This is a genomic window from Neobacillus sp. WH10 (genome assembly GCF_030123405.1).
GTDB lineage: Bacteria > Bacillota > Bacilli > Bacillales > Cytobacillaceae > Neobacillus.
Genome location: NZ_CP126110.1, coordinates 3630785 through 3656879, shown reverse-complemented (window position 1 = coordinate 3656879; position 26095 = coordinate 3630785). Strand labels below are relative to the sequence as shown.

The window sequence follows — 26095 nt, the reverse complement described above, 5'->3', positions numbered from 1 at the left end:
TCCTATTTAACATTCGGTTTTCTATATATCCGGATAAATTTTTGAGGTGAAATGATGGAAAGATTACAAAAGGTAATAGCTCGAGCGGGCATTGCTTCAAGGAGAAAATCCGAGGAGCTTATTAAAGAAGGAAGAGTAAAAGTAAACGGAAAAGTAGTTACTGAGGTTGGTGTGAAGGTTTTTCCTTCCGATAAAGTAGAGGTAAATGAAATTCAAATTGAGAAAGAAGAACCTGTTTATTTTCTTTTATATAAACCAAGAGGGGTAATTTCAAGTGTTAGCGATGACAAGGGCAGGAAGGTTGTCACTGATTTCTTTTCACAGTTTAAAGAAAGAATTTTCCCTGTCGGACGCCTAGATTATGATACCTCTGGATTACTGCTATTAACAAATGATGGTGAATTTGCTAATTTGCTCATGCACCCAAAAAATGAAATAGACAAAGTGTATGTTGCGAAAACAAAAGGGATTCCATTAAGGGAAAACTTAAGGAAATTGGAAAAAGGGATTCGCCTAGAGGATGGTAAGACAGCACCAGCAAAAGTTAAATTGCTCTCGGTAGATAAAAAGAAACAAACGGCGATCGTTGAGATTACTATTCATGAAGGACGAAATCGTCAGGTGAGAAGGATGTTTGACGCTATTGGGAATGAGGTACTTAAATTAAAGCGAGAACAATATGGTTTTTTGACATTAAACGGGTTAAAAACAGGAGAAGCAAGAGAGCTGACTCCACATGAAGTAAAGCAGCTACGGGCTCTCGCAATGGAAATGTCTAAAAAAAATTCATAAAATCGTCACAATTGCATTCTTTTGTAAACACTATACTAATATTGGAAAGTGTTATAATTTAAGATAACTATGTCATGTGATTTATCCCGCATTAACGGGCAGTAAGACACACATTTCAAGACTTTGAGGGACCTAATAGGGTTAAGTGGTGATCAACTGCCCGTAAAAGCCCGATTGGTGAGATACAGTGAAACTTGCCGATGTGCTTTTTCATCGGCATAGTTGAACTAATCGGGTTCATAAAGTCTAATACTAAGGCGATAGCCTTGATATTAGAGACTTTAGAGCGGGACTAACAATCAGTGGGGGATGAAAAAAACCACGGATTGAAGTTTCACTTTACTGGAGGTTTTTTATGAAGAAACGGCGATTAGTTTTGAGAACGATTATTTTACTTGTACTAGGTGCTGCCGTTGCCTATTCGCTTTATGCTAATCTAACAAAAGATACTAAACAAAAGGTCGCGGTTGGAGATAAAGCACCTGACTTTGCCTTGGTTGATTTGCAGGGAAACAAGCATCGTCTGTCTGACTATCGAGGACAAGGAGTGTTTTTAAACTTCTGGGGAACCTGGTGCCCGCCTTGTAAGAAAGAAATGCCGTATATTAACAATCAATATCATCAGTATAAAGATAATGGAGTGCAGGTGTTGTCTGTTGATATACAGGAGTCCGAACTCGCTGTAAATCAATTTGCTGAACGTCTGAAACTAGATTTTCCGATTATGATTGATAAAGATAAAGAGGTCATGAATGTTTATGGTGTTGATTCGCTTCCGGCAACATTTTTAATAGATAAAGACGGTAATGTGGTGCAATATTATACCGGCGAACTGACGGAATATAAGATTAAGGAGTTTATGGAGAAAATAAAACCATAAGGGGATTGTAGGGGAGTTTTTTTCATGAAAGATGTAAAATGTGAATGCGGGCATGTGAATCCGCATGGAACCGTGTTATGTGAAGCCTGTGGAAAAGTGTTGGATGAACAAGACAGTAAAGGTAAACAACTTCTTGATATGCGCTATGAGGGAAGTGCCCGGCGCTCACAAACATATAGTAAAACCTTTATTGATAAAATTTGGAATTTTTTCTCATCGGTAAAAGTTGGTGTTTGGCTAATCATCATTACTTTGCTTGCTTCCATACTTGGAACCATTCTTCCGCAAGAAATGTATATAAACTTGCCTGCGGATGTGTATTATGAGCAGGAATATGGCTGGTTTGGCAAATTATATTATCAGTTAGGATTTCATGATTTGTTCGGATCATGGTGGTATTTATTGTTAATCGCTATGATAGGTATTTCCCTTGTTATTTGTAGTATTGACAGGGTCGTCCCTTTATATAAGGCATTAAAAGCCCAAAAAGTCACAAGACACGAAGGTTTTTTAAAGCGTCAAAGGGTATTTGGTGTGAATGAAAACGTCGATGAAAATGATTTAATGACCATCAAGCAGCATTTAAAGGAAAAACGCTATCATGTTCGGGTAGAAAATGGCGATTTATTAGCTGAAAAAGGCCGATTTTCACGCTGGGGTCCTTATGTAAACCATGTGGGGTTAATTATCTTCTTATTGGGCGGAATGCTTCGGTTTATCCCGGGTTTTTATGTAAATGAGAACTTATGGGTGAAAGAGGGGGAAACGGCTGTTGTTCCAGAAACAGGTGAACAGTTCTACCTCAAAAATAACCAATTTATACTCCAGCACTATGATAAAGATAAAGATAAAACGTTTGAAAAAGCGATTGAGCAGGCTGGTCAAGTTGTTAAGAATTATCAATCTAATGTTGTTTTATACAAACGGGTTAGTGAAAATCTTCCCGGGGAGGAACGGAAACTAGAGAAGGTAAAGGAATATAAGGTTCGAGTAAATCATCCAATATCCTTTGATGGTTACTCAATTTTCCAATCATCATATAGAAGTGAGCTAAAAGCGATGACCTTTTTGCTGACGAATAAGGATACGAACCAGACTTTTGGTGAAGTGAAAATTAATTTTGAAGACCCTAAAGCTATATATGATCTTGGGAACGGCTATTCAGTAAGAATTCTTAATTATTTTCCAGACTTTGAATTTGATAAAAATGGGGAACCATCTACGAAATCACGCACACCTAATAATCCTGCCTTTGTTTTTGAAATATCATCACCTGATAAAGAAAAACCGGAAACGAGCTTCGTAGCTATTAAGCAGACAATTGAGCCGTTTGGCAACAATACTTACAAAATGGCATTTAAAGGAATTGATACTCAAAATGTTTCAGGGTTCACAGTTCGTAAAGATTCCTCATTATGGCTGTTTATTTTGGGAGGCATCATTTTCATGATCGGTGTCATACAAGGTGCTTATTGGAACCATCGTCGAATATGGATACAAAAGAAAAACGGACAAGTTTGGGTCGCTGCTCATACAAATAAAAACTGGTATGGTTTAAAACGGGAACTTGAAACGATTTTAGCAGATACAAAGCTTGCCATCCCAGAGGATCAGCTTCAAATGGAAAATGTGGATGAGGAGGGTGTCTAGTTGGCAACACTAAGTAGTAATTTATTATTTATTGCTTTTATTCTTTATTTAGTCGCTACCTTGTTTTATGGAGGGTCGATAAAATCAAAGAAGGATAAGAATGAAAAGAATGGAACCAACAGGTGGGGAAAAATTGCCGTATTATTAACAATTATCGGCTTTATTTCGCAGCTTGGTTATTTTATCACTAGATGGATTGCAGCGGGCCATGCTCCAGTAAGTAACATGTTTGAATTTACGACATTTTTTGGAATGGCTCTTGTTGGTGCATTTATCGTTATTTATTTTATTTACCGAACAACACTGCTTGGCTTATTTACAATGCCTGTTGCCATTTTGGTTATTGCCTATGCAAGTATGTTTCCAAGGGATATTTCTCCGTTAATACCGGCATTGCAAAGTTATTGGCTTCATATTCATGTGACCACTGCTGCAATTGGGGAAGCAATCCTCGCAATTAGCTTTGCTGCCGGATTAATCTATCTTGTTAAAGCTATTGATCAAACAAAATCGAGCAAACGAACCTTTTGGCTCGAACTGGTCATGTTTTCATTAGTTGCGGTGCTTGGGTTCGTAGTTGTCTCATCTGTATTTTCAGGTATTGGTTATCATGAAAAATTTAATTGGATTGATAAACATGGTAATCAGGCTGTTGTCGAATATACAATGCCTGCTATAACCGGGCCACATGAAGGCGAACTGATAACAAAAGATGGATTCAAGCCTTTGATTGACATGCCGGCTTTCATCAATGCTAAAAAAATGAATACGGTTGTTTGGTCTTTCATGGCTGGTCTTATACTTTACGGCCTTATCAGATTAATTTTAAGAAAGCGGATTGCAGCGGCTCTTCAGCCGCTTGTGAAAAATATTAAACTCGACTTTGTTGATGAGATTAGCTACCGATCGGTGCTAATTGGTTTTCCTGTATTTACGCTGGGTGCACTCATATTTGCGATGATTTGGGCGCAAATGGCTTGGTCACGGTTCTGGGGCTGGGATCCAAAAGAGGTTTGGGCACTTATTACCTGGTTATTCTATGCTGCGTTTATGCATCTTCGCCTTTCAAAGGGATGGCATGGTGAAAAATCAGCATGGCTGGCAGTAATTGGCTTTGTTATCATAATGTTTAACCTTGTTGCAGTTAATCTGGTTATTGCTGGTCTTCATTCTTATGCTGGTTAATTCATTTGTTTTTAGGACTTAATTATATAGCCTTCACTTTTTTTATTAAGTGAAGGCTTTTTTTAAAACATATTAAACGATGAAATATATTTATAAATGACTTTGTCAAATTATTGACACTTTTTATAGGAGTAAATACCGAGAAAAGATAGAAAAATGCAATACCATTTTGTACAATTAACTTCATGGGGGGATTAATAATGGAAAAAGACGTGAAAATATTAGTTGTTGACGATGAAGAAAGAATTCGTCGTTTATTAAAAATGTATTTAGAGCGTGAAGAATATATGATTGATGAAGCAGAGGATGGAAATGAAGCTTTAACAAAAGCTTTTGCAAATGATTATGATGTCATTTTGCTTGATCTAATGATGCCTGGTAAGGATGGAATTGAAGTTTGTCGTGAATTAAGAGAAAAAAAGGCTACTCCTGTGATTATGCTAACGGCTAAAGGGGAGGAAATCAATCGTGTTCAGGGCTTTGAAGTCGGGACGGATGATTATATAGTTAAACCATTCAGCCCGCGGGAAGTGGTATTACGTGTAAAAGCACTTCTAAGAAGATCATCACAAACAAGCTATTTGCAAACCGAAACGACAACAAAGGATGTTATTGTCTTCCCACACTTAACAATAGACAATGATGCACACAGAGTAATGGCAGATGGTAAGGAAGTAAGTTTAACACCTAAAGAATATGAATTGCTTTATTTCTTGGCAAAGGCACCGGATAAAGTATTTGATCGCGAACAATTACTGAAAGAGGTATGGCATTATGAATTCTTCGGTGATTTACGAACGGTTGATACACACGTAAAACGTCTACGTGAAAAATTAAATAAGGTGTCTGAACAGGCAGCGAGAATGATTGTAACGGTTTGGGGAGTAGGTTACAAATTTGAGGTAGTAAATGAATGACCTTTTTACGGAGTGTTGTAGGTAAACTGTGGTTTACTATTATTTTTTTAGTATCATTTGTTCTGTTTATCTTAACAGTTATGCTCCTTGAATTTTTCCAAAACGACAACATTATTCAAACGAAAAAAGACTTGACCAATACGGCTGAAAAAATTGCATATGTTTTGGAAGAACATCCCGATAAATTCTCACTTGGATTAGAAATATCTTGGGAATTTATCGATGAAGTGACAAATGTAGTTGTTGTAAAAAATGAGGATGAAGTCTATTATTCTCCAAATACCAACAAGAAAATAAAATTATCAATCCAGGATATAAAAAACGATCCTGAATTAGCACAGATATTTCAAAATAACAAAACGGTTGAAAAGATTTCTGACCTTTCAACAAAAAAGGATAATAAGGATGCGAACTATTCCATAATAGGCGTTCCGTTGCATCTTCCGGATGGAGAAAGTGGAGCTGTATTTATTTACCAATCATTAGAAGAAATGCAGGAAACATCACATTCTACAACAAGATTTATTTTACTTGTTGCCGGAGTCGCCATAATTTTAACAACTATATTTGCCTTCTTTTTATCTACCCGTATTACCGCCCCGTTAAGAAAGATGAGGGAGGCAGCCTTTGAAGTGGCACGAGGGAAATTCGATACGAAAGTCCCAATCCTTACTCATGATGAAATTGGGGAGCTGGCGACTGCCTTTAACCAAATGGGCAGGCAATTAAAGTTCAATATGAATGCCCTAAGCCAGGAAAAAGAACAACTATCTAGTATCTTAAGCAGTATGGCTGATGGGGTAATTACTTTTAATCGGGATGGTACAATTCTTATCACGAATCCTCCTGCGGATCGCTTTCTCCAATATTGGTATTATGAAAAAGGGGGATTCGGTTCAGATTCAGAATCTATTCCTTCACAGGTGATGGATCTTTTTCAACAGGCAGTAGATACAGAAAAAGAACAAATTGGTGAAATATCACTTCAAGGCCGTCATTGGGTTATTTTAGTCAGTCCTTTATATAGTAACCAATTTATTCGAGGAGCAGTTGCCGTTCTGAGGGATATGACAGAGGAAAGACAATTGGATAAAATGAGGAAAGACTTCATTGCCAATGTTTCCCACGAACTAAGAACACCTATTTCCATGTTACAAGGATACAGTGAAGCGATTGTTGATGATATTGCAGAATCGCAGGAAGAGAAAAAAGAAATGGCAAAGGTCATCTATGATGAATCATTGCGAATGGGTCGGCTCGTAAATGAATTGCTCGATCTTGCGCGAATGGAAGCTGGGCATATACATCTATCCATGGAAGATGTGAACCTTTCTACTTTCATTAATCGGATTATCAATAAGTTTCAAGGATTGGCAAGAGACAATGAAATCTTATTGAATACTGAAATCGAAGATGGAGTTTCAACGTTTTTATTTGACCCAGATCGAATTGAACAAGTTCTGACGAATTTAATTGATAATGCGATAAGGCATACCCCAAGAGGTGGAACTGTTAAATTAACAGTAACTTTCGAAGACAAGGGGATCAGCATGGAAGTAAAAGATTCCGGATCCGGTATACCTGAGGAAGACTTACCATTCGTTTTTGAACGCTTTTATAAAGCAGATAAAGCAAGGACTCGGGGAAGAGCCGGAACAGGATTAGGGTTGGCCATTGCGAAAAATATTATTGATGCCCATCACGGCCATATTTCTGTTCAGAGTAAAATGGATATAGGAACGACATTTTCCTTCCTGCTTCCACGAAAAAAGTAAAATAAACATATATTTTGCCGATTGTTCTTGATTCACGAGGAACAATTTAAGGTTCATCCAGTTTCTGGATGAGCCTTTTTGGTTATTTGTTATTTCTGGATTTAAATGGATTTCAGCTAATACCTTCCTTTTTGTCCTAAAAAAGTCTATATTTAAAAGGATGAAACTTTTTATACATATACATCGACTAATATTAATGAACGGGGAGGGGAATTGATGGACTCCGTTTTCGATGAGCTATATCAAAAATATCATCATGACGTTTTTCAATTTCTATTTTATATGGTTAGAAATAAAGAACAGGCTGAAGATCTTGCTCAAGAAGTCTATATACGAGTATTTAAATCTTATCATCGTTTTGAAGGGAAAAGTAGTGAAAGAACATGGCTATTTTCGATTGCAAGGAATGTTGCTATCGACTTTTTCCGTAAACAAAAGGGCTGGAAGGAAAGAATATTTGAAAAATTTGATTGGTCAACGAATCAAGTAAAGGATGAGTATCCGATACCAGAAGAAATTACCGTACAAAAAGAAGAGATCAGGTGGATTTACAAATGTCTTGAGTTTTGTACGTTGGATCAGCGGTCTGTTATTATATTTCGCTATTTACAGGATTTATCCATTGCTGAAACCGCCCAGGCTTTAGGATGGACGGAAAGTAAAGTAAAAACGACACAGCACCGTTCCTTAAAGGTCTTGAAAAAGCATATGGAAATGTTTTTTGAAAAGGAGGGATTATGTAATGAAAAAGTCAGAGTGGAGCGATAATGAGCTCGAAGAATTATTAAGGCAAATGCCCAAAGTAAGAGATCATCGCGATCCTCATGACATTTACCAAAACATATTTTTAAAAAAGCGCAAAACGAAATCATGGCTCTTACCGGGCATGGCTGCTGCAGCTGCATTCTTTATATTTATCATCCTAATACCTAAATTAATGGATGGGACAAATTTTTCCTATGATACGGCTCAAGAGGAAAAATCCTCAATAACCAATAAAAAAATGGAGCTTTCTGATAAGGAATCAACAATAGCCTTGAAAAAAGATGAATCTTCTTCGAAGGAACAGGCATATTCGGGAACGGAACAATCAGACCTAATCAAAGCAGAAAGCATGAAAACAGCCATTTACGAGGATGAACTGGGAAATGGTACTGTATTCACTTATTGGATTCCAGATCCACAAGCTCAAATACTAATTCCTATATCAACGATCGTTAATGATACTCAAGAACAATCTTTGCTTTCTCTTTACACGAAGACCATGGCGAATTTAAAAGAAGAAGAATGGGGTTTATCAGATTACTATCCCTTAAATGCTACAATTGAGCTTGATAAAAGTAATAGTAGTGTGTTAGTCAATGTTCCAGCCAACCATCAGTACGGGCAAGGTTCAGCCAATGAAACAATTTTTATGAATGTAATAAAAAAGGATATTTCCTCCAATAGCAATTTGAAGAAAATAAAGTTTTTAACAAATGGTGAAACAGGAATACAGTTTGGAAATTTTGGAAAGATTGAAGAAGTTGATGTGACTCCAGAGAAAAAACATGCCATTTTATTTTATTATCCTACAGGCAGTGACATACCATTCTTAACACCATCAGTAGATACTTATGGGGATGTTAATACTGCCTTTGATGCAATGAAAAAAGATCAACCTTTATACGGATTAAAAAGTTCACTTCTACCTTTACAGCCGATAACAAATATTTCCGTTATTGACAAAACCTTATTTTTATCATTTAAAGGAATTTCTGAAATTAAAGATGATCAACGTACTTTATCTTCGTTTGAGGCATTGCTTTTGACAGCAAAGGAATTTGGACTAGAAAAAGTTGTCGTTAAGGATTCAGCCATACCATTTATCGGACCATTCGATTTATCAAAAGAGAACAAGGTGCCGGTAGCTCCAAATTTGCGTAACATTCAATAACTAAAAAATCAACCCATCCCGGTTGATTTTTTTATGAATAAAATACTAAATTACTCCAAAATATAACATGTATGCTCAGTTCATTCCCCCAAAAGGCAGGAAAATGTTCTAAACGAGAGCAAACGAACATAAGGTGTGGGGGGAGGACAAGTTATAGAAGGAGGAATAAGAAAGAATGCGTGATTATATAAAAAGGTTTTTAATCGCCATAATTATGGGGGTTTGTGTCAGTTTATTATTTTTAGGCGGAAAACATTCGGAAGCGGCGGGTTTACAGGAACAAAAAGAAGTGAATGATCACTGGATTTGGCCTGCTGACGGTGTCATTTCCGATACATATGGAACAAGGCAAGGCAAACATAAAGGAATTGATATAGCGGGAAAATTGGATACTCCTGTGCTGTCTGTTGAAGATGGAGTGGTAGTTAAGTCCTATTATTCTAATACATATGGAAATGTGGTTTTTTTAAAACACCCTAGTAATTTTGTAACCGTTTATGCTCATTTAAACAAGCCGACAGTAACAGGAGGTCAAATGATAAAACAAGGTGATGAAATCGGAAAAATGGGAAGAACAGGACAATCTACTGGGATACATCTTCATTTTGAATCCCACCAATTAGAATGGAGATATGATAAGAAATATGCAGTGGATCCAGAAAAGTTGCTGGGTAAGGCTAATATTGGCGAATACGTCCAGGGCGGCATTGCTAGTATCAGTAATAATGTGTTAGTGGCAAGTTCCTATCTTCAATCGCAAATGGATGAAGACACATCACAAACAAGTAGTTCACCAGCAATGGTAAAATACACCGTTAAACTTGGGGACACTTTGTACTCGATTGCACAGAAACAAAATATTTCTGTAACTAGAATAAAAGAAATAAACAATCTAACTTCTGATCTCATTATGCCAAACCAAATTTTAATTATTCAATAACATTCTGGAAGCCCGCTGAACTTTATGTGTTAGCGGGTGTTTATATTATTTAATAAAATGTTACAAAAAAAGCACATGGCAAATCTTTTACTTAACAAAAGGATATTTCTTTTAGTATAATAAAATTGTAATTTAATATCGATCTATCTTCGGGGCAGGGTGAAATTCCCGATCGGCGGTATTAGAGCAAGGCTCTTGAGCCCGCGAGCCTTTTTAGGCAGGATTTGGTGTGATTCCAAAGCCGACAGTATAGTCTGGATGGGAGAAGATGGAGGTTCTGCAGACGTTCAAAAATTTTGTTGTATGAACGTTTATTAAGTGTGCCTTTGTAAACTCCCTCAAGTAACCATTCTTGGGGGATTTTTTATTACATCGGTAATTAATTATTGCTGAATCTCTCTTCTTAACGTGATGGATCAAAAAGGAGAGAGGATAATGAAGAAAACAAAGAACACAAAGGTAAAGGTTATGGTGTCAATTGGAATGTTAAGCAGTATTGCATACCTTTTAATGCTATTAAATTTTCCTTTACCGCCATTCCAAAATTTCTTATTAGTCGATTTCAGCGACATTCCAGCATTGATTGCAGCTTTAATCTTTGGACCGATGGCAGGAATATTAGTTGAGTTTTTCAAAAATGTTCTAAATTATATTGCGACAGGAAGTCAAACAGGGATTCCATTAGGCCATATTGCTAATTTTCTGGCGGGTATTCTGTTTATCTTACCGACCTATTATTTATACAATAAAATAAAGACGAGAAAAGGCATGACATTTGCTTTAATGCTCGGCACAATTACGATGGCGGTTATGATGAGTGTATTAAATTATTTTTTTATACTCCCTGCCTATACAGCACTTTTGCATTATCCTGACCTGCGTAACTATGTGGTGCCTGGAATTCTACCGTTCAATATTATTAAAGGCGTTATCATGTCATTTATCTTTATATCACTGTTTACACGGTTGCAGGCATGGATTAATAAATTTACAACCGTAAAAGGTGCATAAATCTAGCAGCAGGGGCCGCTCAACGTAAAGGCCTCCTGCTGTTTTTTATTTTATGAAAAAACCCCCGTTTATAATAAAGACGGGGGTCAGTAGCTTAAGAATATTTTATTGACAAAATATTATTCGAATTTAGTTGGATTACCATCGAAAGGTTCGTCAGCAACTTTAATGGAATCAGTTGGGCAGCCTTCAAAAGCATCCATCATATCATCGATTAATACATCTGGAATTTCAACGATCCCTTCATTTTCATCAAGAGTTACAAATGCAATCCCTTCATCATCATAATCATAAATATCTGGTGCTGCTGCGCCACATGCACCACATGCGATGCAAGTTTCCTTGTCAACAATCGTATACTTTGCCATGAAAAAAACCTCCCAGTAAAATAAAAAAAATTATTCTAACTCGTATCCCATAATAAAATGGAAACGTATTACTCATATCCTATTGTAAAACTGTATGGGCAACATTTCAATAGAAAAATGCTTTTAAAACATGGGATAGTTTAGTTCAATTTCATAAACTTATGCATTTTTAGACAACAAGTCCCACCAATTCATGTTAAAATAAAAATAGAAAAAATGGAGATTTTGTCGATAAAATGGAGAAAAAGTGGTGGGTCATATATGCTGCAATTAGAAGCCATCATTTTATATTGTTTAAAACAATTAAATAGTGAACGAACGATTTATTCCATCTATCACCTTTTAAATGGAAAAAAGTCATCACAAACCATCCAAGATGCTCATTTATTTTCATTGAAGCAGTTTTTTGGGATTTATGAAGTTTTAACTAGAGAATCCTTTGATGAAATTATTCAATCAATGATTGAAAAAAAGTGGATTGACCATTGCGGGGAACAACATTACCTTTTAACATGTTCAGGTAATTCAATTTTAGAGAACAATCCATTGCCAACCTATCTAAATGGTTGGAGTTATCATCCATTTACTTCCTTGTTTTGGGAAAGACTTTCGTTATTTATTCAGGTTACTTCCAACCTTGTTTATGGGGATGCAAGATATGTTCCCATCCAAAAAAACAATGATGTTCATTTATGGCTGAAATCTGAATTAAAGGAACTCAGAGTACAAAGGAGAGAGTTAGGCAATATTGTATACTCTGAGTTGATACAATGTTTCAATAAGACAAAGGAGATCAATCCTTCCATTTTGGTGTTTCGGTTAACTGGTTTTCAGAAAATTGGCCTAACCCCACTACAAATAGTTAAAAAATTTAATATGAACATTCATGATTACCATATCAATTTTATTCATACACTTCATTATTTGATGCAAGCGATTAAATCGGAGCCAAGTGGTTTTCCTCTGTTAACGATCCTAATCAAAGATTTTCATCAACAAGATGAATTGACACTTTCATCAAGGAAAACATGGAACCTATTAAATCAGGGGTATTCCCCAGATATGATTGCTAAGTTCAGGCGTTTGAAATTAAGTACAATTGAAGATCACCTTGTTGAATTTGCTTTACATGTCGATCATTTCTCAATAGATCCTTATGTGGAAAAAGAATTACAAACAAAAATAGTAGAAATTTCAAGGGAAATTGGAAAGAGGCAATTAAAGCTCATAAAGGACAAATTGAAGGCAGCAACATATTTTCAAATAAGGTTAGTGTTGGCAAAGTATGGTGAAAAATAATGGAATTAGAGACAATATTACAAAAGCACTTTGGTTATCATTCATTTAAAACAGGACAGAAGGAAGTCATTTCATCGATTCTTTCCGGAAAGCACACATTGGCTATGCTTCCGACAGGAACCGGGAAATCTTTGTGTTATCAACTTCCGGGGCATATTCTAAAAGGACAAATTTTGATCATTTCTCCACTTCTTTCCCTAATGCAGGATCAAGTAGAGCAATTTAAACAGTTTGGTGAGAAAAGGGTCATTGCATTGAATTCATTTCTTTCTCCAACAGAAAGAAAGAACGTACTTAGTCATTTAAAGGAGTATAAATTCATCTTTATTTCTCCTGAAATGCTGCGGGTTCCTTTTATAATGAGGATACTGCAGCAATTAACCATTTCGTTATTTGTTGTTGATGAAGCTCATTGTATTTCACAATGGGGCTATGATTTTCGTCCGGATTATTCCAAGTTAGGAAACATACGTGAAAAGTTAGGAAATCCACTTACACTTGCACTTACCGCAACAGCTACGAGAAAGGTACATGAAGACATAATAGCTTCACTCGGACTTGAAGAAATCGTAAAAATAGAATCGTCGACTGATCGTCCTAATATTGCTTTTTATGTAGAAAAACTAACAGATTACCACGATAAACAAAACCGGATAACTGATCTTGTTTCAAGGCTCCAAAAGCCAGGGATTATTTATTTTTCTAGTAAAAAGGCCGCAGAACAGATGGCTGCCTTATTAGATGAAAAAGGGATCTGTCAGGCAATGGCGTATCATGGGGGATTGGATCAAAATACAAGAATTTTAATCCAACAACAGTTTATTTATGACCAGTTGGATGTAATTTGTGCAACCAGTGCTTTTGGAATGGGCATAAACAAAAAAAATATTCGCTTTGTTATCCATTATCATATGCCAATGCAAATAGAATCCTATCTTCAGGAGATCGGCAGAGCCGGCCGTGATGGCAAGCCGAGTGTTGCGATCCTATTATATTCACCTGGTGATGAGCAGCTCCCAATCCAGCTGGCAGAAGGAGAATTACCGTCGGAGCAGCAAATTGATTGGTTATTTGAAAAAGCAAAGAATGAGCAATTGCTTAGGGATAACAGGATTGAATTAAGTTATCAATTAAGAGACCTTGGAGGCTTTTCAAAGATTCAGTGGAGAATTATCGAGGACTTTGTAATGAATCAGCCTTTAGACGTTCGTTCAGCAGAAATGTTAAAGCTCACTATTAAGGAATTTGTAAAGGAAAGATTAGGAGTAAAGATCCAAAATATTTTTCAAATGAAAAAATGGGTGGAGTCTATTATGTGCAGGCGTGAATTTATCTTACGATATTTTGATGAAGTAATGCTAAAAAAGGTGCCTTCATGCTGCGATCTTTGTGGACTGGAACTAAATGATTATCTATGTAACGAAAAAACACCAATCTTTAAAAAAAGTGAAGAGAAGTGGAAAGATTATCTTGCTAAAATATTAATCAATAGTGAGTTGAGTGAATGAAAAAGAAGTATAATGAAATAATCGCAAGTTTAACGGATAAAGAGTTGCTTTATCATTTATATTTAACACAAATCATTCTATTAGCCATCTCATTTATTTTAGGTTTTCTTTTATTTGATCATTTCTCATATTTAAATCAAATCCATTTAGGGGAAATTGACATTATTGCAATCGGTATACCAGCAGGTTTTACTGTTGTTATTATTGATATTGGGTTAATGAAATGGCTGCCATCTTCCTATTATGACGATGGGGGATTGAATGAAAGAATTTTTAAAAATAGAAATGTTATTCATATTTTCGTAATTGCTCTTTTAGTTGCATTTAGTGAGGAATTACTTTTTAGAGGAATCATTCAAACAAAAGTGGGCCTTATCCTGGCCAGTATTATTTTTGCTATTATCCATTATCGTTATCTTTTTAATTGGTTTTTATTTGTAAATATTGTTTTACTTAGTTTTTTTATTGGGATTGTTTATGAATGGACTGGAAATTTAGCAGTAACTATCATTATGCATTTTGTAATTGATTTTCTATTAGGTATATATATAAAATTTAGACGTTCAGCAGATGACCATGAGCAGGGGGGAAAGACCCGTGAATAAAGAAGAACCATACAGAGATCAAGCAGAAAGATTAAAGAAACGGATTCAAAAAATAAATGATAAGGTCGAAGCTGGTGGTAGAGATAAGTTTCCTCCGAGAGAGCAAGTGCACCGTCAAAAGAAGAAAAAAACAAAATTGAAGATAAAATATCCAGTTATACGGTTATTAGTCTTGAGTTTTATCCTCCTTCCCATAATCATTTTTAGTGTTATTTCTTACCGGGATAGCGGAAAAAATATCAATGATGCAAAAAAGACTTCAGGAAGTTCAGTTGGATACGAAACAATCAATCTTGAAAAGGAACCCAAAGAAGACGAAACCATTTCAGATGAACCAAAAGATACCGATCAGGAGAACATTGATTTGAATGAAGCTTCGGAAGAAAGTAAGGAGTCTAAGGATGTTGTTGAACAGCCTGTTTCAAGCAATACTTCCGATCCATCTAGTCAAACATCGGGTTCTAATGAAGACACAGCAAATAAGCAAGCCCCAGATAAAAACAGCCAGCAACAGACGGCGGCTATAAAAAGTGAAACTAATACAAATTCAACGGCAAATACAAGTAAGGTAGTTTATCATACTGTTAAACCAAAAGAAACATTATTTAAGATTGCAATGAAGTATTACCAATCACAAAAAGGAATCGACATAATAAAGAAAGCGAATAAGCTTCAGAATGAAAATATTTATTCTGGTCAAGTCTTGAAAATACCTTTAAACAACTAGCCGATCTTAAGATCGGTTTTTTGTGATCTTAAAAACATAATTTGTTGTACAAGGTCATAAGTATATATGGAGAAATGGAGGGTGATAATAAATGGATTCTCCAATCCAATTACTTGAACATACAGATCAAGCAACAAAACAAATGTTAGAAAATGTAAGGAAAAGGAAGAAGAAATTTGATGACGTTAAAATGTGGCATTATTCATCGATTTATATAACTCTTTTTTTTGCCTTTATTTTTATTATTTATTTCAATATAACAATCGTCAAACATTATTCGTATTCCTTTTTATCCATGTTATCAGCTTCATTAAATGACGCTGTGGCTATGTTTTTGATCGGGATATCTATTATCGGGTTTGGTGCAATGAATCTGTTAAAACAAGAAAAGGAGAAAAAGGAAAAGGAGTACCAGGAATTAAGGTGTGAAATTGTCGATCGAAGCAAGGATTTATGGAAAAAAGAAGAGGAATGGAGGAACCGCCATATTGTTTTTGAATTAATGAAAAAAAAGTACGATATTAACCTTTATCACGAAAAAAAATAAGAAGCAGGCTATTTGACCTTTGAAAACTTGCTAGCTTAAGCGCTCAGCGGCTAGTGCACTTGGATTCTTTTCCCTTCGATAGGTCAAAGATCTTCAGTCATTACGCCGCTATACGTGCACTTATGCTTTTTCTTGTTAAAAAATTTTCTTTTTATCGCTTTCTTCCTTTAAAATCTCTACAGCTTCTCGGAAACGCAAGGAATGGATAATTTCGCGTTCACGTAAAAATCGCAGACTATCATTGATATCTGGGTCATCACTCAGGTTAATCAACCACTGGTAAGTAGCCCTTGCCTTTTCTTCTGCTGCAATATCCTCATAGAGGTCAGCTATAGGATCCCCTTTTGCAGTTATATAGGTAGCTGTGAAAGGAGCCCCTGCGGCATTATGGTAGTATAAGGCACTGTCATGGTCTGCATAATGTGCCCCAAGTCCTGCTGCTTTCAATTGTTCAGGCGTGGCATCCTTTGTTAACTTATACACCATTGTGGCAATCATCTCTAGGTGGGCAAATTCCTCTGTACCAATATCTGTTAAAAGCCCAATTACTTTATCAGGAATTGTATATCTTTGGTTTAAATATCTTAGTGCAGCAGCAAGTTCTCCATCTGCACCGCCATATTGCTCGATTAAGTATTTTGCCAGTGTTGGGTTACATGTACTAACGCGAACTGGATATTGTAATTTTTTTTCATAAACCCACATTTTCTTTGACCCCTCCTTTTTAAACTTCGTCGTCTTATGCCTGGCTGCAGTAAGCTGCCGCTTTCTGTACGCATTAAGGGAGACTAATCTCTGGCTTCGCTATTCTTGCCAGTTGATAATTCTCTCTATAACGCCACTGAATACTAAGGAAAGCTCCTTAGAATAATCCTCGCAGGAACAAGCTGTGCTTGTTCCGAAGGTGCTTCCGGTTTTCGATAATCCTTTATCTTAGTTGAAGCAATCTCGTCCATACACCGCTAAACGGGCGATTTTCGTTTTTAAACCTGCCAAGGCCATGGTGTATCATCCCAATTCCAAGGATACCCGGAGTAGCTATTTCCAAATTGCATTAGGGGGCCAAAATGGCTTTCAAATTCCTTTTTTAACCGTTTTCTTTCTTTGCTATAATGATTAAATTGATGGATGGCCTCAAGGTCATTATTATGTGTATCTAAGTATAAGGTTAACTCCACCAAAACAAAATCGACTGCTTGAAGCTGTTCCATCAGTTGATAATATTCCGCAGGCACCTGTTTCATGTTGGAAGTCCCCCTTTAGCCATCTCAGAAGGGTTAAAATATGGATCATAAAGGTCTTTCCACAGCGTACCGGCTCTTAGTGCTTCAAACGGTGTAAATTGAGGAAGATTCGGTGGTTGAAATCTCAAATATAAATGAGGTGGGGTGGAATAAGTTTTTGTAGTAATTGGTTGACAAGGGTCAAATGGACTCGCATAAGGCTGATACGATTTATGATGAGTATTCATAGTTACCCTCCCTATATTCAGCATCAATTAATCATATGAAATATTTCTTGTTACATGACATAAATCGTTAATATATTAAAGGGTTTTTTATAGTCTTGTCGAAGTATAATGGAGAGGTAAGGATTACTACTATGAGGTGATGGGAATTGTTCGTAAAAAATATTATGATACCCAAGCATGAAAGTTTTACTGTACAAGCTGATGTAACACTAAAAGATGCTTTGAAATTATTAGAGACGCATCAAATTGATGGATTACCCGTTTTACAAGGAGATAAGTATATAGGTGTTGCTACTAGATATAACATTTATGAAAGCTATTTTCTTTCTAATCAACAAAAAGAGGAATATTTAACCTCAACCCTTGTTAAAGATGTGGTTACACATCAAGATAAGCTTTTACTTGGCGGGGAATTATTCGAGAGAACACTTCTAGATTTAAAGGATTTCCCTTTATTAGCAGTTGTTGATGCGAACAAAAATTTTCTTGGGATTGTTACACGTGCTGATGTGATTAGTTCATTTGAAAGTGCGTTTGGTGTAAACCGCCCGGGTGTTAGGATTGCCTTTACATCAGTTGAAACTGAAGGACGAATTGCTCGTCTTTCGGAAATAGCTCATCAATTCCATGAACACATCATATCTCTTGTAACCTTCGATGAAACAGATAAACTAGTACGCAGAATAGTTATGAAGATTGAAAAGAAAGATAATATAGACAGGTTTACCAAGAAGCTTGAGGAACATGGGTTCCGAATTTTGAGTATTCAAGAGGACGAATAAAGTGAATTAGGGAAAGATTAAATTTCCTTCTCATACATTGTATGGGAGGGATTTTTAATGTTTAAAAGATTAGGGATGCTGGTTGTGATCTTTATTTGTGGATATTTACTAATCGAATGGATATCGATTACACATCCTTTTGTACTTTCTGAATTTTTTATTGCCTTTGTTGTAAATCCATTAAAGTTTTTTGCAGCATCAATAGCATGTTTTATTGGAGTTCTCTGTAATGGTAAATTTATTCGAGAATTAATACATAAGTTGAGAAATGCATGGATGAAACACGTTCAATGGGGTAAATGGGGTATTCAACTAATTACGGAGTGTATCGGACTTTTTTTAGTCTTTATCTTCCTTTTCCAATTGGGCTGGGAGCACACGCTTGTCTTTTTTAGTTTAAGCATTCTTTATGGTATGATTTCCGTAGAAATTTAAGTAGGGAAAAGGGGAAAAGAGAAAATGAGTTTGTTATGGGCTGGGCTGTTTATTTTAGGAGGGGGACTTCTCCTGCTTTTATATATGATACGTGAAGCATTTTTAAATAAAGTGGTAGTACATGAATTAGTCTTTTCAGACTTTCCAGCTACATTTGGTGAGGTGAAGATTTTTTTTATTTCGGATATTCATAGGCGAATCATTTCAGATAGGGTTATTCATGACGTAAAAGGGAAGGCTGATTTCGTTGTCATCGGAGGGGATTTAACTGAAAAAGGGGTTCCATTTGAAAAAGTAAAAACAAATTTATTGAAATTAAAGCAAATTGGTCCTGTTTATTTTGTTTGGGGTAACAATGATTATGAAGTGGATTTTCGTAAGCTAGATGCAATTATGCACGATTTAGGTGTAAAGGTATTAGATAATACGTCGGTGACATTCGAGTCTGAGCAAGGGGAAAAACTATGTTTACTTGGTGTGGATGACTTGAGTAAGAAACGAGATCGGCTTGATTTAGCACTTATTGATGCGGAGCAGAATAGTTTCAAAATATTAGCCAGCCACTTTCCAACAATTACAAAAAAGATTCTTCCTGAGCATGAAATTCGCTTAGTGCTAAGCGGGCATACTCATGGTGGACAAATCCATATTTTAGGATATAGTCCATATGAAAGAGGAGGAATCAAAAAATTAGTAAACACAATTCTTTTCATTAGCAATGGTTATGGAACTACCGCACTCCCATTAAGGCTGAGGGCGCCTGCTGAATCGCATCTTATTACTCTGAAACGAGGAATAGAAAAGTTAGGATGATGTAGACAATTCACCAATAGAACCCTAAGGCATAGACTGAAAACAAGAGTTATGTCACGGCAGGGGGCAAAAGCATGCGCTTAGAACGCTTAACGGCCAATAAAATAAAAATTTTTTTAACCTCTGATGATTTGTTTGAAAGAGGGCTTTCCAAAGAAGATATTTGGAAGGATTCAAGTAAATGGAATCAGCTATTTCATGATATGCTTGAAGAGGCAAGTGAGGAATTTGATGTTGATATTCATGGTTCAGTAGCAGTTGAAATCTTCTCCCTTCAGGCACAAGGGATGATCTTGATCATTACGGTTGACGAAGTAAAAGATGATGAAGAGTTACTTTTTGATGGGTACATTGAAATGCAGGTAAGGGTTGAAGGCTGTGAAGAGCTATTATATGAGTTTAAAGAATTTGAGGATCTTATTGGCCTAGCAAAAATGCTATCAAATATAGAGATATTCGGTGGAAGCCTCTATTCACTCCATAACCGCTATTACCTTTTGATGGACCAAGTAGATGCAGCTAAAAAAGAAAAGGCTGCCTGTATTTTATCAGAATTTGGTAACCCCTCTATTTTAAGTCCATTTGTGCTTACTGAATATGGGAAACAAATCCTCGAGCATACAACAGTGGAAACCATTCTGCATTTTTTTAAGTAATCCATGAATCATTTAATTCAAATGGGGCGCAAAGCCCCTTTTATGTTTTATTAATGCTGTTTTCGTAAAGTTTGTTGCTTTTTTAGTGTAATTTAACTTTATCTATCTGAGTTGATTGTAGCGGAGGGCACTTGACTCCTGCGGGAAAAAGAGGGAAGTGGGAGACCCCGCAGGCGGTAACGCCGAGGAGGCTCCCATCCCTCCCCGCGGAAAGCAAGTGCCTGGAGCGGAAATCAACGGGCAAACTTTATAGTCTAAAAACAACAATCTATGCGAAAAGAGCCTTTATTAAAGATTTATTGCTTCCATTCCATCGTGTAAATTCCTTTACGAATATTAATGGCAGCGTTTACATTCTAATGCTGAAAAATAAGAAATTATGTGTTTTTTTTCTTGCATAAATCATTTAAACGTGTATACTTGTGACTGAAAGCGGACAACATTCGTAAAAGTGATTTCTTAGGAGGATTACAAATGGTAGCCGAAAATGGTACAGAAAAGACTAATCAAGTGGAAAAGAATGATGTGTTGAAATCAACACAAACAGTAATTCATAAAGCACTTGAGAAGTTAGGTTATCCTGAAGAGGTATACGAGCTCTTGAAAGAGCCGTTACGTATGATGACAGTAAAAATTCCAGTTAAAATGGATGACGGATCAACAAAAATATTTACGGGATACCGTGCACAACATAATGATTCAGTAGGGCCTACAAAGGGCGGAATTCGTTTTCATCCCGGAGTGACTGAAACAGAAGTGAAAGCCCTTTCAATTTGGATGAGCTTGAAATGCGGCATTGTTGATCTTCCATACGGCGGTGGTAAGGGCGGTATTGTTTGTGATCCGCGTGATATGTCCTTTAGAGAGCTTGAAAGATTAAGCCGTGGATACGTAAGGGCAATCAGCCAAATTGTTGGACCAACGAAAGATATTCCTGCACCAGACGTATTTACAAATTCACAAATAATGGCTTGGATGATGGATGAGTATAGCCGAATCGATGAATTCAATTCTCCTGGTTTTATTACAGGCAAGCCGCTTGTATTAGGAGGTTCACATGGGCGGGAATCTGCAACCGCAAAAGGTGTGACAATCTGTATCCGTGAAGCTGCTAAAAAGAAGGGCATTCAAATTGAGGGTGCAAGGGTTGTTGTCCAAGGTTTTGGTAACGCGGGCAGCTTTTTGTCCAAGTTCATGCACGATGCGGGGGCAAAAGTAATTGGTATTTCCGATGCCTACGGTGCTTTGTACGATCCAAACGGTCTTGATATCGATTATCTTTTAGACAGACGTGATAGCTTTGGAACAGTTACAAAACTATTTAATAATACAATAACAAATAAAGAATTGCTTGAACTTGACTGTGATATTCTCGTTCCCGCAGCGATTGAAAATCAAATTACTGCAGAAAATGCCTATAATATTCGTGCTAGCATCGTTGTTGAGGCAGCTAATGGTCCAACAACGTTAGAGGCTACAGAAATATTAACAGAACGTGGAATCCTTCTAGTTCCTGATGTATTAGCATCAGCAGGTGGAGTTACTGTTTCTTACTTTGAGTGGGTTCAAAATAACCAAGGTTACTATTGGACTGAAGAAGAAGTTGAAGAAAAGCTTGAAAAAGTAATGGTGAAATCATTTAAAAATATTTATGATACTGCCCAAACACGACGTGTCGATATGCGACTTGCTGCCTATATGGTCGGGGTAAGAAAAATGGCAGAAGCAAGCCGCTTCAGAGGCTGGATTTAAGTAGTTTGAATTGAATTATCATCAAAAAACTCCTATCATATACAAGGTAGGAGTTTTTTGATGGAAGATGTAATTGTATATAAGGAGTGTTACCATTTTGCAATCAGAAGATGTTATTATAGTCGGCGGAGGTCCTTGTGGTTTAGCAGCCGCTATTTCTTTACAGGAAATTGGAAAAAAACCTTTAATTATTGAAAAGGGGAACGTGGTTAATTCTATATTCCATTATCCAACACATCAAACCTTTTTCAGCACAAGCGAAAAATTAGAAATCGGTGAAATGCCATTTGTAACAGATAGTTATAAACCTAAAAGAAACCAGGCACTTGTATATTATCGTGAGGTAGCAAAGCGCAAGCAGCTCCGTATAAACGCGTTTGAAACAGTCATAAAAGTGTCCAAACAGAATGATCAATTTCATGTTCAAACGGATAAAAATACCTATAGTGCAAATTTTGTAATCATTGCAACAGGTTACTATGATCATCCTAACTTCATGGACGTTCCTGGCGAAGGTTTACCAAAAGTTTTTCATTATTTTAAAGAGGCCCATCCTTATTTTGATAAAGATGTTTGTGTGATCGGAGGAAAAAATTCCAGTGTCGATGCCGCTATTGAACTTGTAAATGCAGGGGCTCGTGTAACCGTTTTGTATCGCGGTGAGGAATATTCTCCTAGTATTAAACCATGGATTCTTCCTGAATTCGAATCCTTAGTGAGAAACGGCATAATTGTTATGGAGTTTCGTGCAAATGTTATAGAAATTACCGAAAACCAAGTGATATATAGCAAGGAAGGGCAACAAAAGACTATAAAAAATGATTTTGTTTTCGCTATGACCGGCTACCATCCTGACCACAAATTTTTAAAAAAAATGGGTGTGAAAATTGATGAGGAAACGGGAAGACCTCTTTTTGACTCAGAGACAATGGAGACTAATATCGAGGGAATCTATATTGCAGGTGTCATTGCAGCTGGAAATAATGCTAATGAAATATTCATTGAAAATGGCCGGTTCCATGGCGGACAAATTGCACGTTCAATTTTAGAAAAAGAAACAAAGGGATGATTATAGATGAAAAAGGTTGTTCTTTTAACAACAGGCGGTACAATTGCAAGTAAACCAAATAAGGATTCAGGAAAATTAGCCTCAGGTGCCTTAACGGGTGAGGAGCTTGCTGCAATGTGTAATTTACCAAATGACATTGAAGTAATTGTCGACTCCGTTTTTCAAAAGGCAAGCATTCATATAACTTTTGAGGATTTAGTTTTTCTAAAAAACAAAATTGAGGATTATTTTAAAGATGAAGCAGTTTCCGGAGTGGTTGTCACTCATGGTACTGATACGATGGAAGAAACGGCGTATTTCTTGGATTTGACAGTCAGTGATTACAGACCAGTGGTAGTAACTGGTTCACAGCGTTCTCCTGAAGATTTAGGAAGTGATGTATACATTAACTTAAGGCACGCTATTTATTCGGCTTGTTCAAGTGATTTACAGAATTCCGGTACTGTTGTCGTTTTTAATGAACGAATTTTTGCTGCCCGGTATGTAAAAAAAGAACATGCCTCTAATATTCAAGGATTTAATGCTTTTGGATTTGGTTATCTCGGTATTATTGACAATGACCAGGTTCATGTCTTTCAAAAACCTATTAAGAGAGAAAACTATGAAATTAATTCAACTATTCCACAAGTAGAAATTATTAAGTGCTATATTGGTGCAGATGGGAAATTTATCAAGGCTGCTCGTGAGGCAGGTGTAGGTGGAATTGTCCTAGAAGGAGTAGGAAGAGGACAGGTGGCTCCTAAGATGATGGAAGAAATCGAAAAGGCCATTAAAGATGGAATAAAAATAGTTATTACAACCAGTGCTGAAGAAGGGGCTGTATACACAACCTATGATTATGAGGGTAGTGCTTTTGACCTTTATAAAAAGGGTGTAATCCTTGGGAGTGATAATGACTCAAAGAAGGCAAGAATTAAATTGGCTGTAGTAATGGCAAGCGGCATAGAGACGATCAATTTTTAAATTTCAATAAGTTTACTTGTTGGATTTGCCTATTTTTGATTTAGTTACCACTATAGTTGGGATGAATCTTTCATTTTCTTTATGCTGTTTCCATGTTACGATAAAGAAAACTCGTCGATTGGCAAGCCGTTAGGCGAAGACAGAGGCGTAGTTGCACTTATGCCTAATAGGAAAGTTATACTTTCCTATCGGCTAAAGAAAACTCGTCGATTAGCGAGCCGCTAGGCGAAGACAGAGGCGTAGTTGCACTTATGTCTAATAGGAAAGTTATACTTTCTATCGGCTAAAGAAACAGGACTGGAAAAGAGGTTCATCATGCTGGGAATTTTATCTGCCGGAGTTGCCCCCGGTTTGGCATTACTTAGTTATTTTTATTTAAAAGATGAATATGAGCCAGAGCCAATTTCCTTTGTTCTTCGGACATTTATTTACGGTGCGCTTTTGGTTTTTCCAATCATGTTTATCCAGCATGTCCTTGAAATAGAGAATTTGCTTACATCGGATCTTGTCGATGCGTTTCTAAGCTCAAGCCTTCTGGAAGAATTCTTTAAATGGTTCATTCTTTTTTATGCTATTTATCAGCATGTTGAGTTTGATGAACCATTTGATGGAATTGTATATGGAGTAGCCGTTTCCCTTGGTTTTGCTACTGTTGAAAATATCTTTTATTTAATTGCAAATGGAATTGAACATGCAATGACACGTGCTTTATTACCTGTATCAAGTCATGCCCTTTTTGGGGTTATTATGGGCTTTTATATTGGAAAAGCAAAGTTCACTGAAGGAAATAAAGCGAAGTGGATAGTACTCTCATTGCTTTTGCCATTTATTTTACATGGATTCTATGATTTTATTTTGATTTCACTAGAAAATTGGCTGTTTATTATTTTTCCTTTTATGATATTCCTATGGTGGTTTGGGTTACGAAAAGTGAAAAAAGCGAAAATCTTGAGCGCTAATCATTTTAAAAAACAATATCCTGTACAAAAGACTCTTCATTCCTGATGAAGGGTTTTTTTATTAATCTTTTTTAATTGGAATAAAAACACCAATAAAACAAAAAATAGGGTTAATGCTAAAAAGATTCATATGGGGGTAATAATTCCATGAAAAAGAAAAACATCCTAATCAAATACTTCATCCTAATCTTTTTCTGCACTATGCCATTATCTTTTATGGAGAACCATGAGGTCTATGCCTTTTCTAATCAGGTAATCCAAAAAGGAGCTGTTGGCGATGATGTCCTTGAGCTGCAATCAAGGCTTCAGTATATCGGCTATTTTAACGGGAAAATTGATGGCGTTTTTGGGTGGGGGACATATTGGGCGCTTAGAAACTTTCAATATGAATACGGGTTGCCAATTGACGGGTTGGCAGGGGCAGCGACAAAAGCAAAACTAGTCAAGGCAAGCAAATACAATGAGCAATTTGTAAAAAAGCAAATAAAATCCGGGAAGAAATTTACTCATTACGGTGGTGTCGATCAAAGAAAGCAGAGTGCTCCAAGTCCTAAAGCACCTGCAAATAAAGCACCAACAAATCAAGCTGCGCCAAAGCCAGCAGCACCAAAGCCAGCAGCACCAAAACCTGCTGCACCGAATAAAGCGGCACCAAAAAAGCCAACGGCAGCAAACACGCCAAGTGGTTTTTCACAAAATGATATCCGTCTAATGGCGAATGCTGTTCATGGAGAGTCAAGGGGTGAACCGTATATTGGCCAAGTTGCAGTCGCAGCGGTTATCCTAAATCGGGTAAATAGTGCTTCATTTCCTAACACCGTTTCCGGGGTTATTTTTGAACCAGGAGCATTTACAGCTGTTGCTGATGGGCAGATTTGGTTGACACCGAATGAGACTTCAAAAAAAGCGGTATTAGATGCAATTAATGGATGGGATCCAACGGGTGAGGCAATTTACTACTTTAACCCTAATACTGCCACTAGTGGCTGGATATGGGGCAGGCCGCAAATCAAACGAATTGGTCAGCATATTTTTTGCAAGTAGAGAGGTGAATA

The 26095-nt window shown here is 36.6% G+C and carries 28 protein-coding genes and 1 riboswitch; of the genes, 24 read left to right on the top strand and 4 right to left on the bottom strand.

The window, feature by feature from the left end; genetic code table 11:
• Window positions 1-54 precede the first annotated feature (54 nt).
• The 10 genes from rluB (at window position 55) to QNH20_RS17535 (ending at window position 11086) form a co-directional block, all read left to right on the top strand.
• Window positions 55-792 (top strand): 23S rRNA pseudouridine(2605) synthase RluB, encoded by a 738-nt coding sequence (gene rluB / locus QNH20_RS17580; RefSeq protein WP_283923441.1) that lies wholly within the window; start codon window positions 55-57, stop codon window positions 790-792.
• Between the two features lie 355 nt (window positions 793-1147).
• A complete protein-coding gene (gene resA, locus QNH20_RS17575; protein ID WP_283919271.1) occupies window positions 1148-1672 on the top strand; it encodes a thiol-disulfide oxidoreductase ResA in 525 nt (174 codons plus the stop codon).
• Between the two features lie 24 nt (window positions 1673-1696).
• Entirely contained in the window at window positions 1697-3322 is a 1626-nt protein-coding gene (resB, locus tag QNH20_RS17570; protein WP_283919270.1) for a cytochrome c biogenesis protein ResB, read from the top strand.
• Window positions 3323-4507, top strand: coding sequence for a c-type cytochrome biogenesis protein CcsB (gene ccsB / locus QNH20_RS17565; protein WP_283919269.1), 1185 nt, complete (start codon window positions 3323-3325; stop codon window positions 4505-4507).
• Window positions 4508-4707: 200 nt separating this feature from the next.
• Window positions 4708-5424 (top strand): response regulator transcription factor, encoded by a 717-nt coding sequence (locus QNH20_RS17560; protein WP_283919268.1) that lies wholly within the window; start codon window positions 4708-4710, stop codon window positions 5422-5424.
• Window positions 5421-7199, top strand: coding sequence for an ATP-binding protein (locus tag QNH20_RS17555; RefSeq protein ID WP_283919267.1), 1779 nt, complete (start codon window positions 5421-5423; stop codon window positions 7197-7199). The genes QNH20_RS17560 and QNH20_RS17555 overlap by 4 nt, the downstream gene beginning before the upstream one ends.
• Before the next feature lie 216 nt (window positions 7200-7415).
• A complete protein-coding gene (gene sigX / locus QNH20_RS17550; protein ID WP_283919266.1) occupies window positions 7416-7967 on the top strand; it encodes an RNA polymerase sigma factor SigX in 552 nt (183 codons plus the stop codon).
• Complete coding sequence (locus QNH20_RS17545) at window positions 7942-9135, top strand: hypothetical protein (RefSeq protein ID WP_283919265.1); 1194 nt, start codon at window positions 7942-7944, stop codon at window positions 9133-9135. The genes sigX and QNH20_RS17545 overlap by 26 nt, the downstream gene beginning before the upstream one ends.
• A 175-nt stretch (window positions 9136-9310) precedes the next feature.
• Window positions 9311-10075, top strand: a complete 765-nt coding sequence (locus QNH20_RS17540; protein WP_283919264.1) for a peptidoglycan DD-metalloendopeptidase family protein — start codon at window positions 9311-9313, stop codon at window positions 10073-10075.
• Between the two features lie 141 nt (window positions 10076-10216).
• A riboswitch (FMN riboswitch) is annotated at window positions 10217-10349 on the top strand.
• Between the two features lie 161 nt (window positions 10350-10510).
• Window positions 10511-11086: an ECF transporter S component gene (locus QNH20_RS17535; protein WP_283919263.1), complete on the top strand. Its 576-nt coding sequence runs from the start codon at window positions 10511-10513 to the stop codon at window positions 11084-11086.
• A gap of 119 nt (window positions 11087-11205) precedes the next feature.
• Here the strand turns inward: QNH20_RS17535 and QNH20_RS17530 are convergent, their stop codons facing one another.
• Entirely contained in the window at window positions 11206-11454 is a 249-nt protein-coding gene (locus tag QNH20_RS17530; RefSeq protein WP_215043208.1) for a ferredoxin, read from the bottom strand.
• A 261-nt stretch (window positions 11455-11715) separates the two neighbouring features.
• Between QNH20_RS17530 and QNH20_RS17525 the strand changes: the two genes are divergently transcribed.
• The 5 genes from QNH20_RS17525 to QNH20_RS17505 all read left to right on the top strand — a co-directional run bounded on the left by QNH20_RS17525 (window position 11716) and on the right by QNH20_RS17505 (window position 16140).
• Complete coding sequence (locus tag QNH20_RS17525) at window positions 11716-12753, top strand: YpbB family protein (RefSeq protein ID WP_283919262.1); 1038 nt, start codon at window positions 11716-11718, stop codon at window positions 12751-12753.
• Window positions 12753-14261, top strand: a complete 1509-nt coding sequence (locus QNH20_RS17520; protein ID WP_283919261.1) for a RecQ family ATP-dependent DNA helicase — start codon at window positions 12753-12755, stop codon at window positions 14259-14261. Before QNH20_RS17525 ends, QNH20_RS17520 begins: the two co-directional genes overlap by 1 nt.
• Window positions 14258-14866 (top strand): CPBP family intramembrane glutamic endopeptidase, encoded by a 609-nt coding sequence (locus QNH20_RS17515; RefSeq protein ID WP_283919260.1) that lies wholly within the window; start codon window positions 14258-14260, stop codon window positions 14864-14866. The genes QNH20_RS17520 and QNH20_RS17515 overlap by 4 nt, the downstream gene beginning before the upstream one ends.
• Window positions 14859-15593, top strand: coding sequence for a LysM peptidoglycan-binding domain-containing protein (locus tag QNH20_RS17510; protein WP_283919259.1), 735 nt, complete (start codon window positions 14859-14861; stop codon window positions 15591-15593). The genes QNH20_RS17515 and QNH20_RS17510 overlap by 8 nt, the downstream gene beginning before the upstream one ends.
• A gap of 91 nt (window positions 15594-15684) precedes the next feature.
• Window positions 15685-16140 (top strand): DUF2663 family protein, encoded by a 456-nt coding sequence (locus tag QNH20_RS17505; RefSeq protein WP_283919258.1) that lies wholly within the window; start codon window positions 15685-15687, stop codon window positions 16138-16140.
• Between the two features lie 135 nt (window positions 16141-16275).
• Here QNH20_RS17505 and cotJC read toward each other — a convergent pair whose 3' ends face one another.
• The 3 genes from cotJC to QNH20_RS17490 form a co-directional block, all read right to left on the bottom strand.
• Window positions 16276-16845 (bottom strand): spore coat protein CotJC, encoded by a 570-nt coding sequence (cotJC, locus tag QNH20_RS17500; protein WP_283919257.1) that lies wholly within the window; start codon window positions 16843-16845, stop codon window positions 16276-16278.
• Between the two features lie 278 nt (window positions 16846-17123).
• The gene (locus QNH20_RS17495; RefSeq protein ID WP_283919256.1) at window positions 17124-17384 is read right to left on the bottom strand and encodes a spore coat protein CotJB; all 261 of its coding nucleotides are present in this window, start codon (window positions 17382-17384) and stop codon (window positions 17124-17126) included.
• Window positions 17381-17611, bottom strand: coding sequence for a spore coat associated protein CotJA (locus QNH20_RS17490; RefSeq protein ID WP_283919255.1), 231 nt, complete (start codon window positions 17609-17611; stop codon window positions 17381-17383). Before QNH20_RS17490 ends, QNH20_RS17495 begins: the two co-directional genes overlap by 4 nt.
• A 146-nt stretch (window positions 17612-17757) precedes the next feature.
• Between QNH20_RS17490 and QNH20_RS17485 the strand changes: the two genes are divergently transcribed.
• The 9 genes from QNH20_RS17485 (at window position 17758) to sleB (ending at window position 26084) form a co-directional block, all read left to right on the top strand.
• Window positions 17758-18393 carry a CBS domain-containing protein gene (locus QNH20_RS17485; protein WP_283919254.1) on the top strand — a complete coding sequence of 212 codons (636 nt, stop codon included), beginning with the start codon at window positions 17758-17760 and terminating at the stop codon, window positions 18391-18393.
• Window positions 18394-18450: 57 nt separating this feature from the next.
• Entirely contained in the window at window positions 18451-18828 is a 378-nt protein-coding gene (locus QNH20_RS17480; protein WP_283919253.1) for a hypothetical protein, read from the top strand.
• 24 nt (window positions 18829-18852) lie between these two features.
• On the top strand, window positions 18853-19641 hold the full coding sequence (locus QNH20_RS17475) for a metallophosphoesterase (RefSeq protein ID WP_283919252.1): 789 nt from the start codon (window positions 18853-18855) through the stop codon (window positions 19639-19641).
• 74 nt (window positions 19642-19715) lie between these two features.
• Window positions 19716-20297: a genetic competence negative regulator gene (locus tag QNH20_RS17470; protein WP_283919251.1), complete on the top strand. Its 582-nt coding sequence runs from the start codon at window positions 19716-19718 to the stop codon at window positions 20295-20297.
• 474 nt (window positions 20298-20771) lie between these two features.
• A complete protein-coding gene (locus QNH20_RS17465; RefSeq protein WP_283919250.1) occupies window positions 20772-22049 on the top strand; it encodes a Glu/Leu/Phe/Val family dehydrogenase in 1278 nt (425 codons plus the stop codon).
• A gap of 97 nt (window positions 22050-22146) precedes the next feature.
• On the top strand, window positions 22147-23118 hold the full coding sequence (locus tag QNH20_RS17460; protein WP_283919249.1) for a YpdA family putative bacillithiol disulfide reductase: 972 nt from the start codon (window positions 22147-22149) through the stop codon (window positions 23116-23118).
• A gap of 6 nt (window positions 23119-23124) precedes the next feature.
• Window positions 23125-24081 carry an asparaginase gene (locus QNH20_RS17455; protein ID WP_283919248.1) on the top strand — a complete coding sequence of 319 codons (957 nt, stop codon included), beginning with the start codon at window positions 23125-23127 and terminating at the stop codon, window positions 24079-24081.
• Window positions 24082-24396: 315 nt separating this feature from the next.
• Complete coding sequence (prsW, locus tag QNH20_RS17450) at window positions 24397-25086, top strand: glutamic-type intramembrane protease PrsW (RefSeq protein WP_283919247.1); 690 nt, start codon at window positions 24397-24399, stop codon at window positions 25084-25086.
• Window positions 25087-25187: 101 nt separating this feature from the next.
• The gene (gene sleB, locus QNH20_RS17445; RefSeq protein WP_283919246.1) at window positions 25188-26084 is read left to right on the top strand and encodes a spore cortex-lytic enzyme; all 897 of its coding nucleotides are present in this window, start codon (window positions 25188-25190) and stop codon (window positions 26082-26084) included.
• Window positions 26085-26095 lie beyond the last annotated feature (11 nt).

Coding starts and splice junctions, on each gene's coding strand:
- rluB (WP_283923441.1), top strand. CDS start 55: ATGGAAAGATTACAAAAGGTAATAGCTCGAGCGGGCATTGCTTCAAGG.
- resA (WP_283919271.1), top strand. CDS start 1,148: ATGAAGAAACGGCGATTAGTTTTGAGAACGATTATTTTACTTGTACTA.
- resB (WP_283919270.1), top strand. CDS start 1,697: ATGAAAGATGTAAAATGTGAATGCGGGCATGTGAATCCGCATGGAACC.
- QNH20_RS17560 (WP_283919268.1), top strand. CDS start 4,708: ATGGAAAAAGACGTGAAAATATTAGTTGTTGACGATGAAGAAAGAATT.
- QNH20_RS17555 (WP_283919267.1), top strand. CDS start 5,421: ATGACCTTTTTACGGAGTGTTGTAGGTAAACTGTGGTTTACTATTATT.
- sigX (WP_283919266.1), top strand. CDS start 7,416: ATGGACTCCGTTTTCGATGAGCTATATCAAAAATATCATCATGACGTT.
- QNH20_RS17545 (WP_283919265.1), top strand. CDS start 7,942: ATGAAAAAGTCAGAGTGGAGCGATAATGAGCTCGAAGAATTATTAAGG.
- QNH20_RS17540 (WP_283919264.1), top strand. CDS start 9,311: ATGCGTGATTATATAAAAAGGTTTTTAATCGCCATAATTATGGGGGTT.
- QNH20_RS17535 (WP_283919263.1), top strand. CDS start 10,511: ATGAAGAAAACAAAGAACACAAAGGTAAAGGTTATGGTGTCAATTGGA.
- QNH20_RS17530 (WP_215043208.1), bottom strand. CDS start 11,454: ATGGCAAAGTATACGATTGTTGACAAGGAAACTTGCATCGCATGTGGT.
- QNH20_RS17525 (WP_283919262.1), top strand. CDS start 11,716: ATGCTGCAATTAGAAGCCATCATTTTATATTGTTTAAAACAATTAAAT.
- QNH20_RS17520 (WP_283919261.1), top strand. CDS start 12,753: ATGGAATTAGAGACAATATTACAAAAGCACTTTGGTTATCATTCATTT.
- QNH20_RS17515 (WP_283919260.1), top strand. CDS start 14,258: ATGAAAAAGAAGTATAATGAAATAATCGCAAGTTTAACGGATAAAGAG.
- QNH20_RS17505 (WP_283919258.1), top strand. CDS start 15,685: ATGGATTCTCCAATCCAATTACTTGAACATACAGATCAAGCAACAAAA.
- cotJC (WP_283919257.1), bottom strand. CDS start 16,845: ATGTGGGTTTATGAAAAAAAATTACAATATCCAGTTCGCGTTAGTACA.
- QNH20_RS17495 (WP_283919256.1), bottom strand. CDS start 17,384: ATGAAACAGGTGCCTGCGGAATATTATCAACTGATGGAACAGCTTCAA.
- QNH20_RS17490 (WP_283919255.1), bottom strand. CDS start 17,611: ATGAATACTCATCATAAATCGTATCAGCCTTATGCGAGTCCATTTGAC.
- QNH20_RS17480 (WP_283919253.1), top strand. CDS start 18,451: ATGTTTAAAAGATTAGGGATGCTGGTTGTGATCTTTATTTGTGGATAT.
- QNH20_RS17475 (WP_283919252.1), top strand. CDS start 18,853: ATGAGTTTGTTATGGGCTGGGCTGTTTATTTTAGGAGGGGGACTTCTC.
- QNH20_RS17470 (WP_283919251.1), top strand. CDS start 19,716: ATGCGCTTAGAACGCTTAACGGCCAATAAAATAAAAATTTTTTTAACC.
- QNH20_RS17465 (WP_283919250.1), top strand. CDS start 20,772: ATGGTAGCCGAAAATGGTACAGAAAAGACTAATCAAGTGGAAAAGAAT.
- QNH20_RS17455 (WP_283919248.1), top strand. CDS start 23,125: ATGAAAAAGGTTGTTCTTTTAACAACAGGCGGTACAATTGCAAGTAAA.
- prsW (WP_283919247.1), top strand. CDS start 24,397: ATGCTGGGAATTTTATCTGCCGGAGTTGCCCCCGGTTTGGCATTACTT.
- sleB (WP_283919246.1), top strand. CDS start 25,188: ATGAAAAAGAAAAACATCCTAATCAAATACTTCATCCTAATCTTTTTC.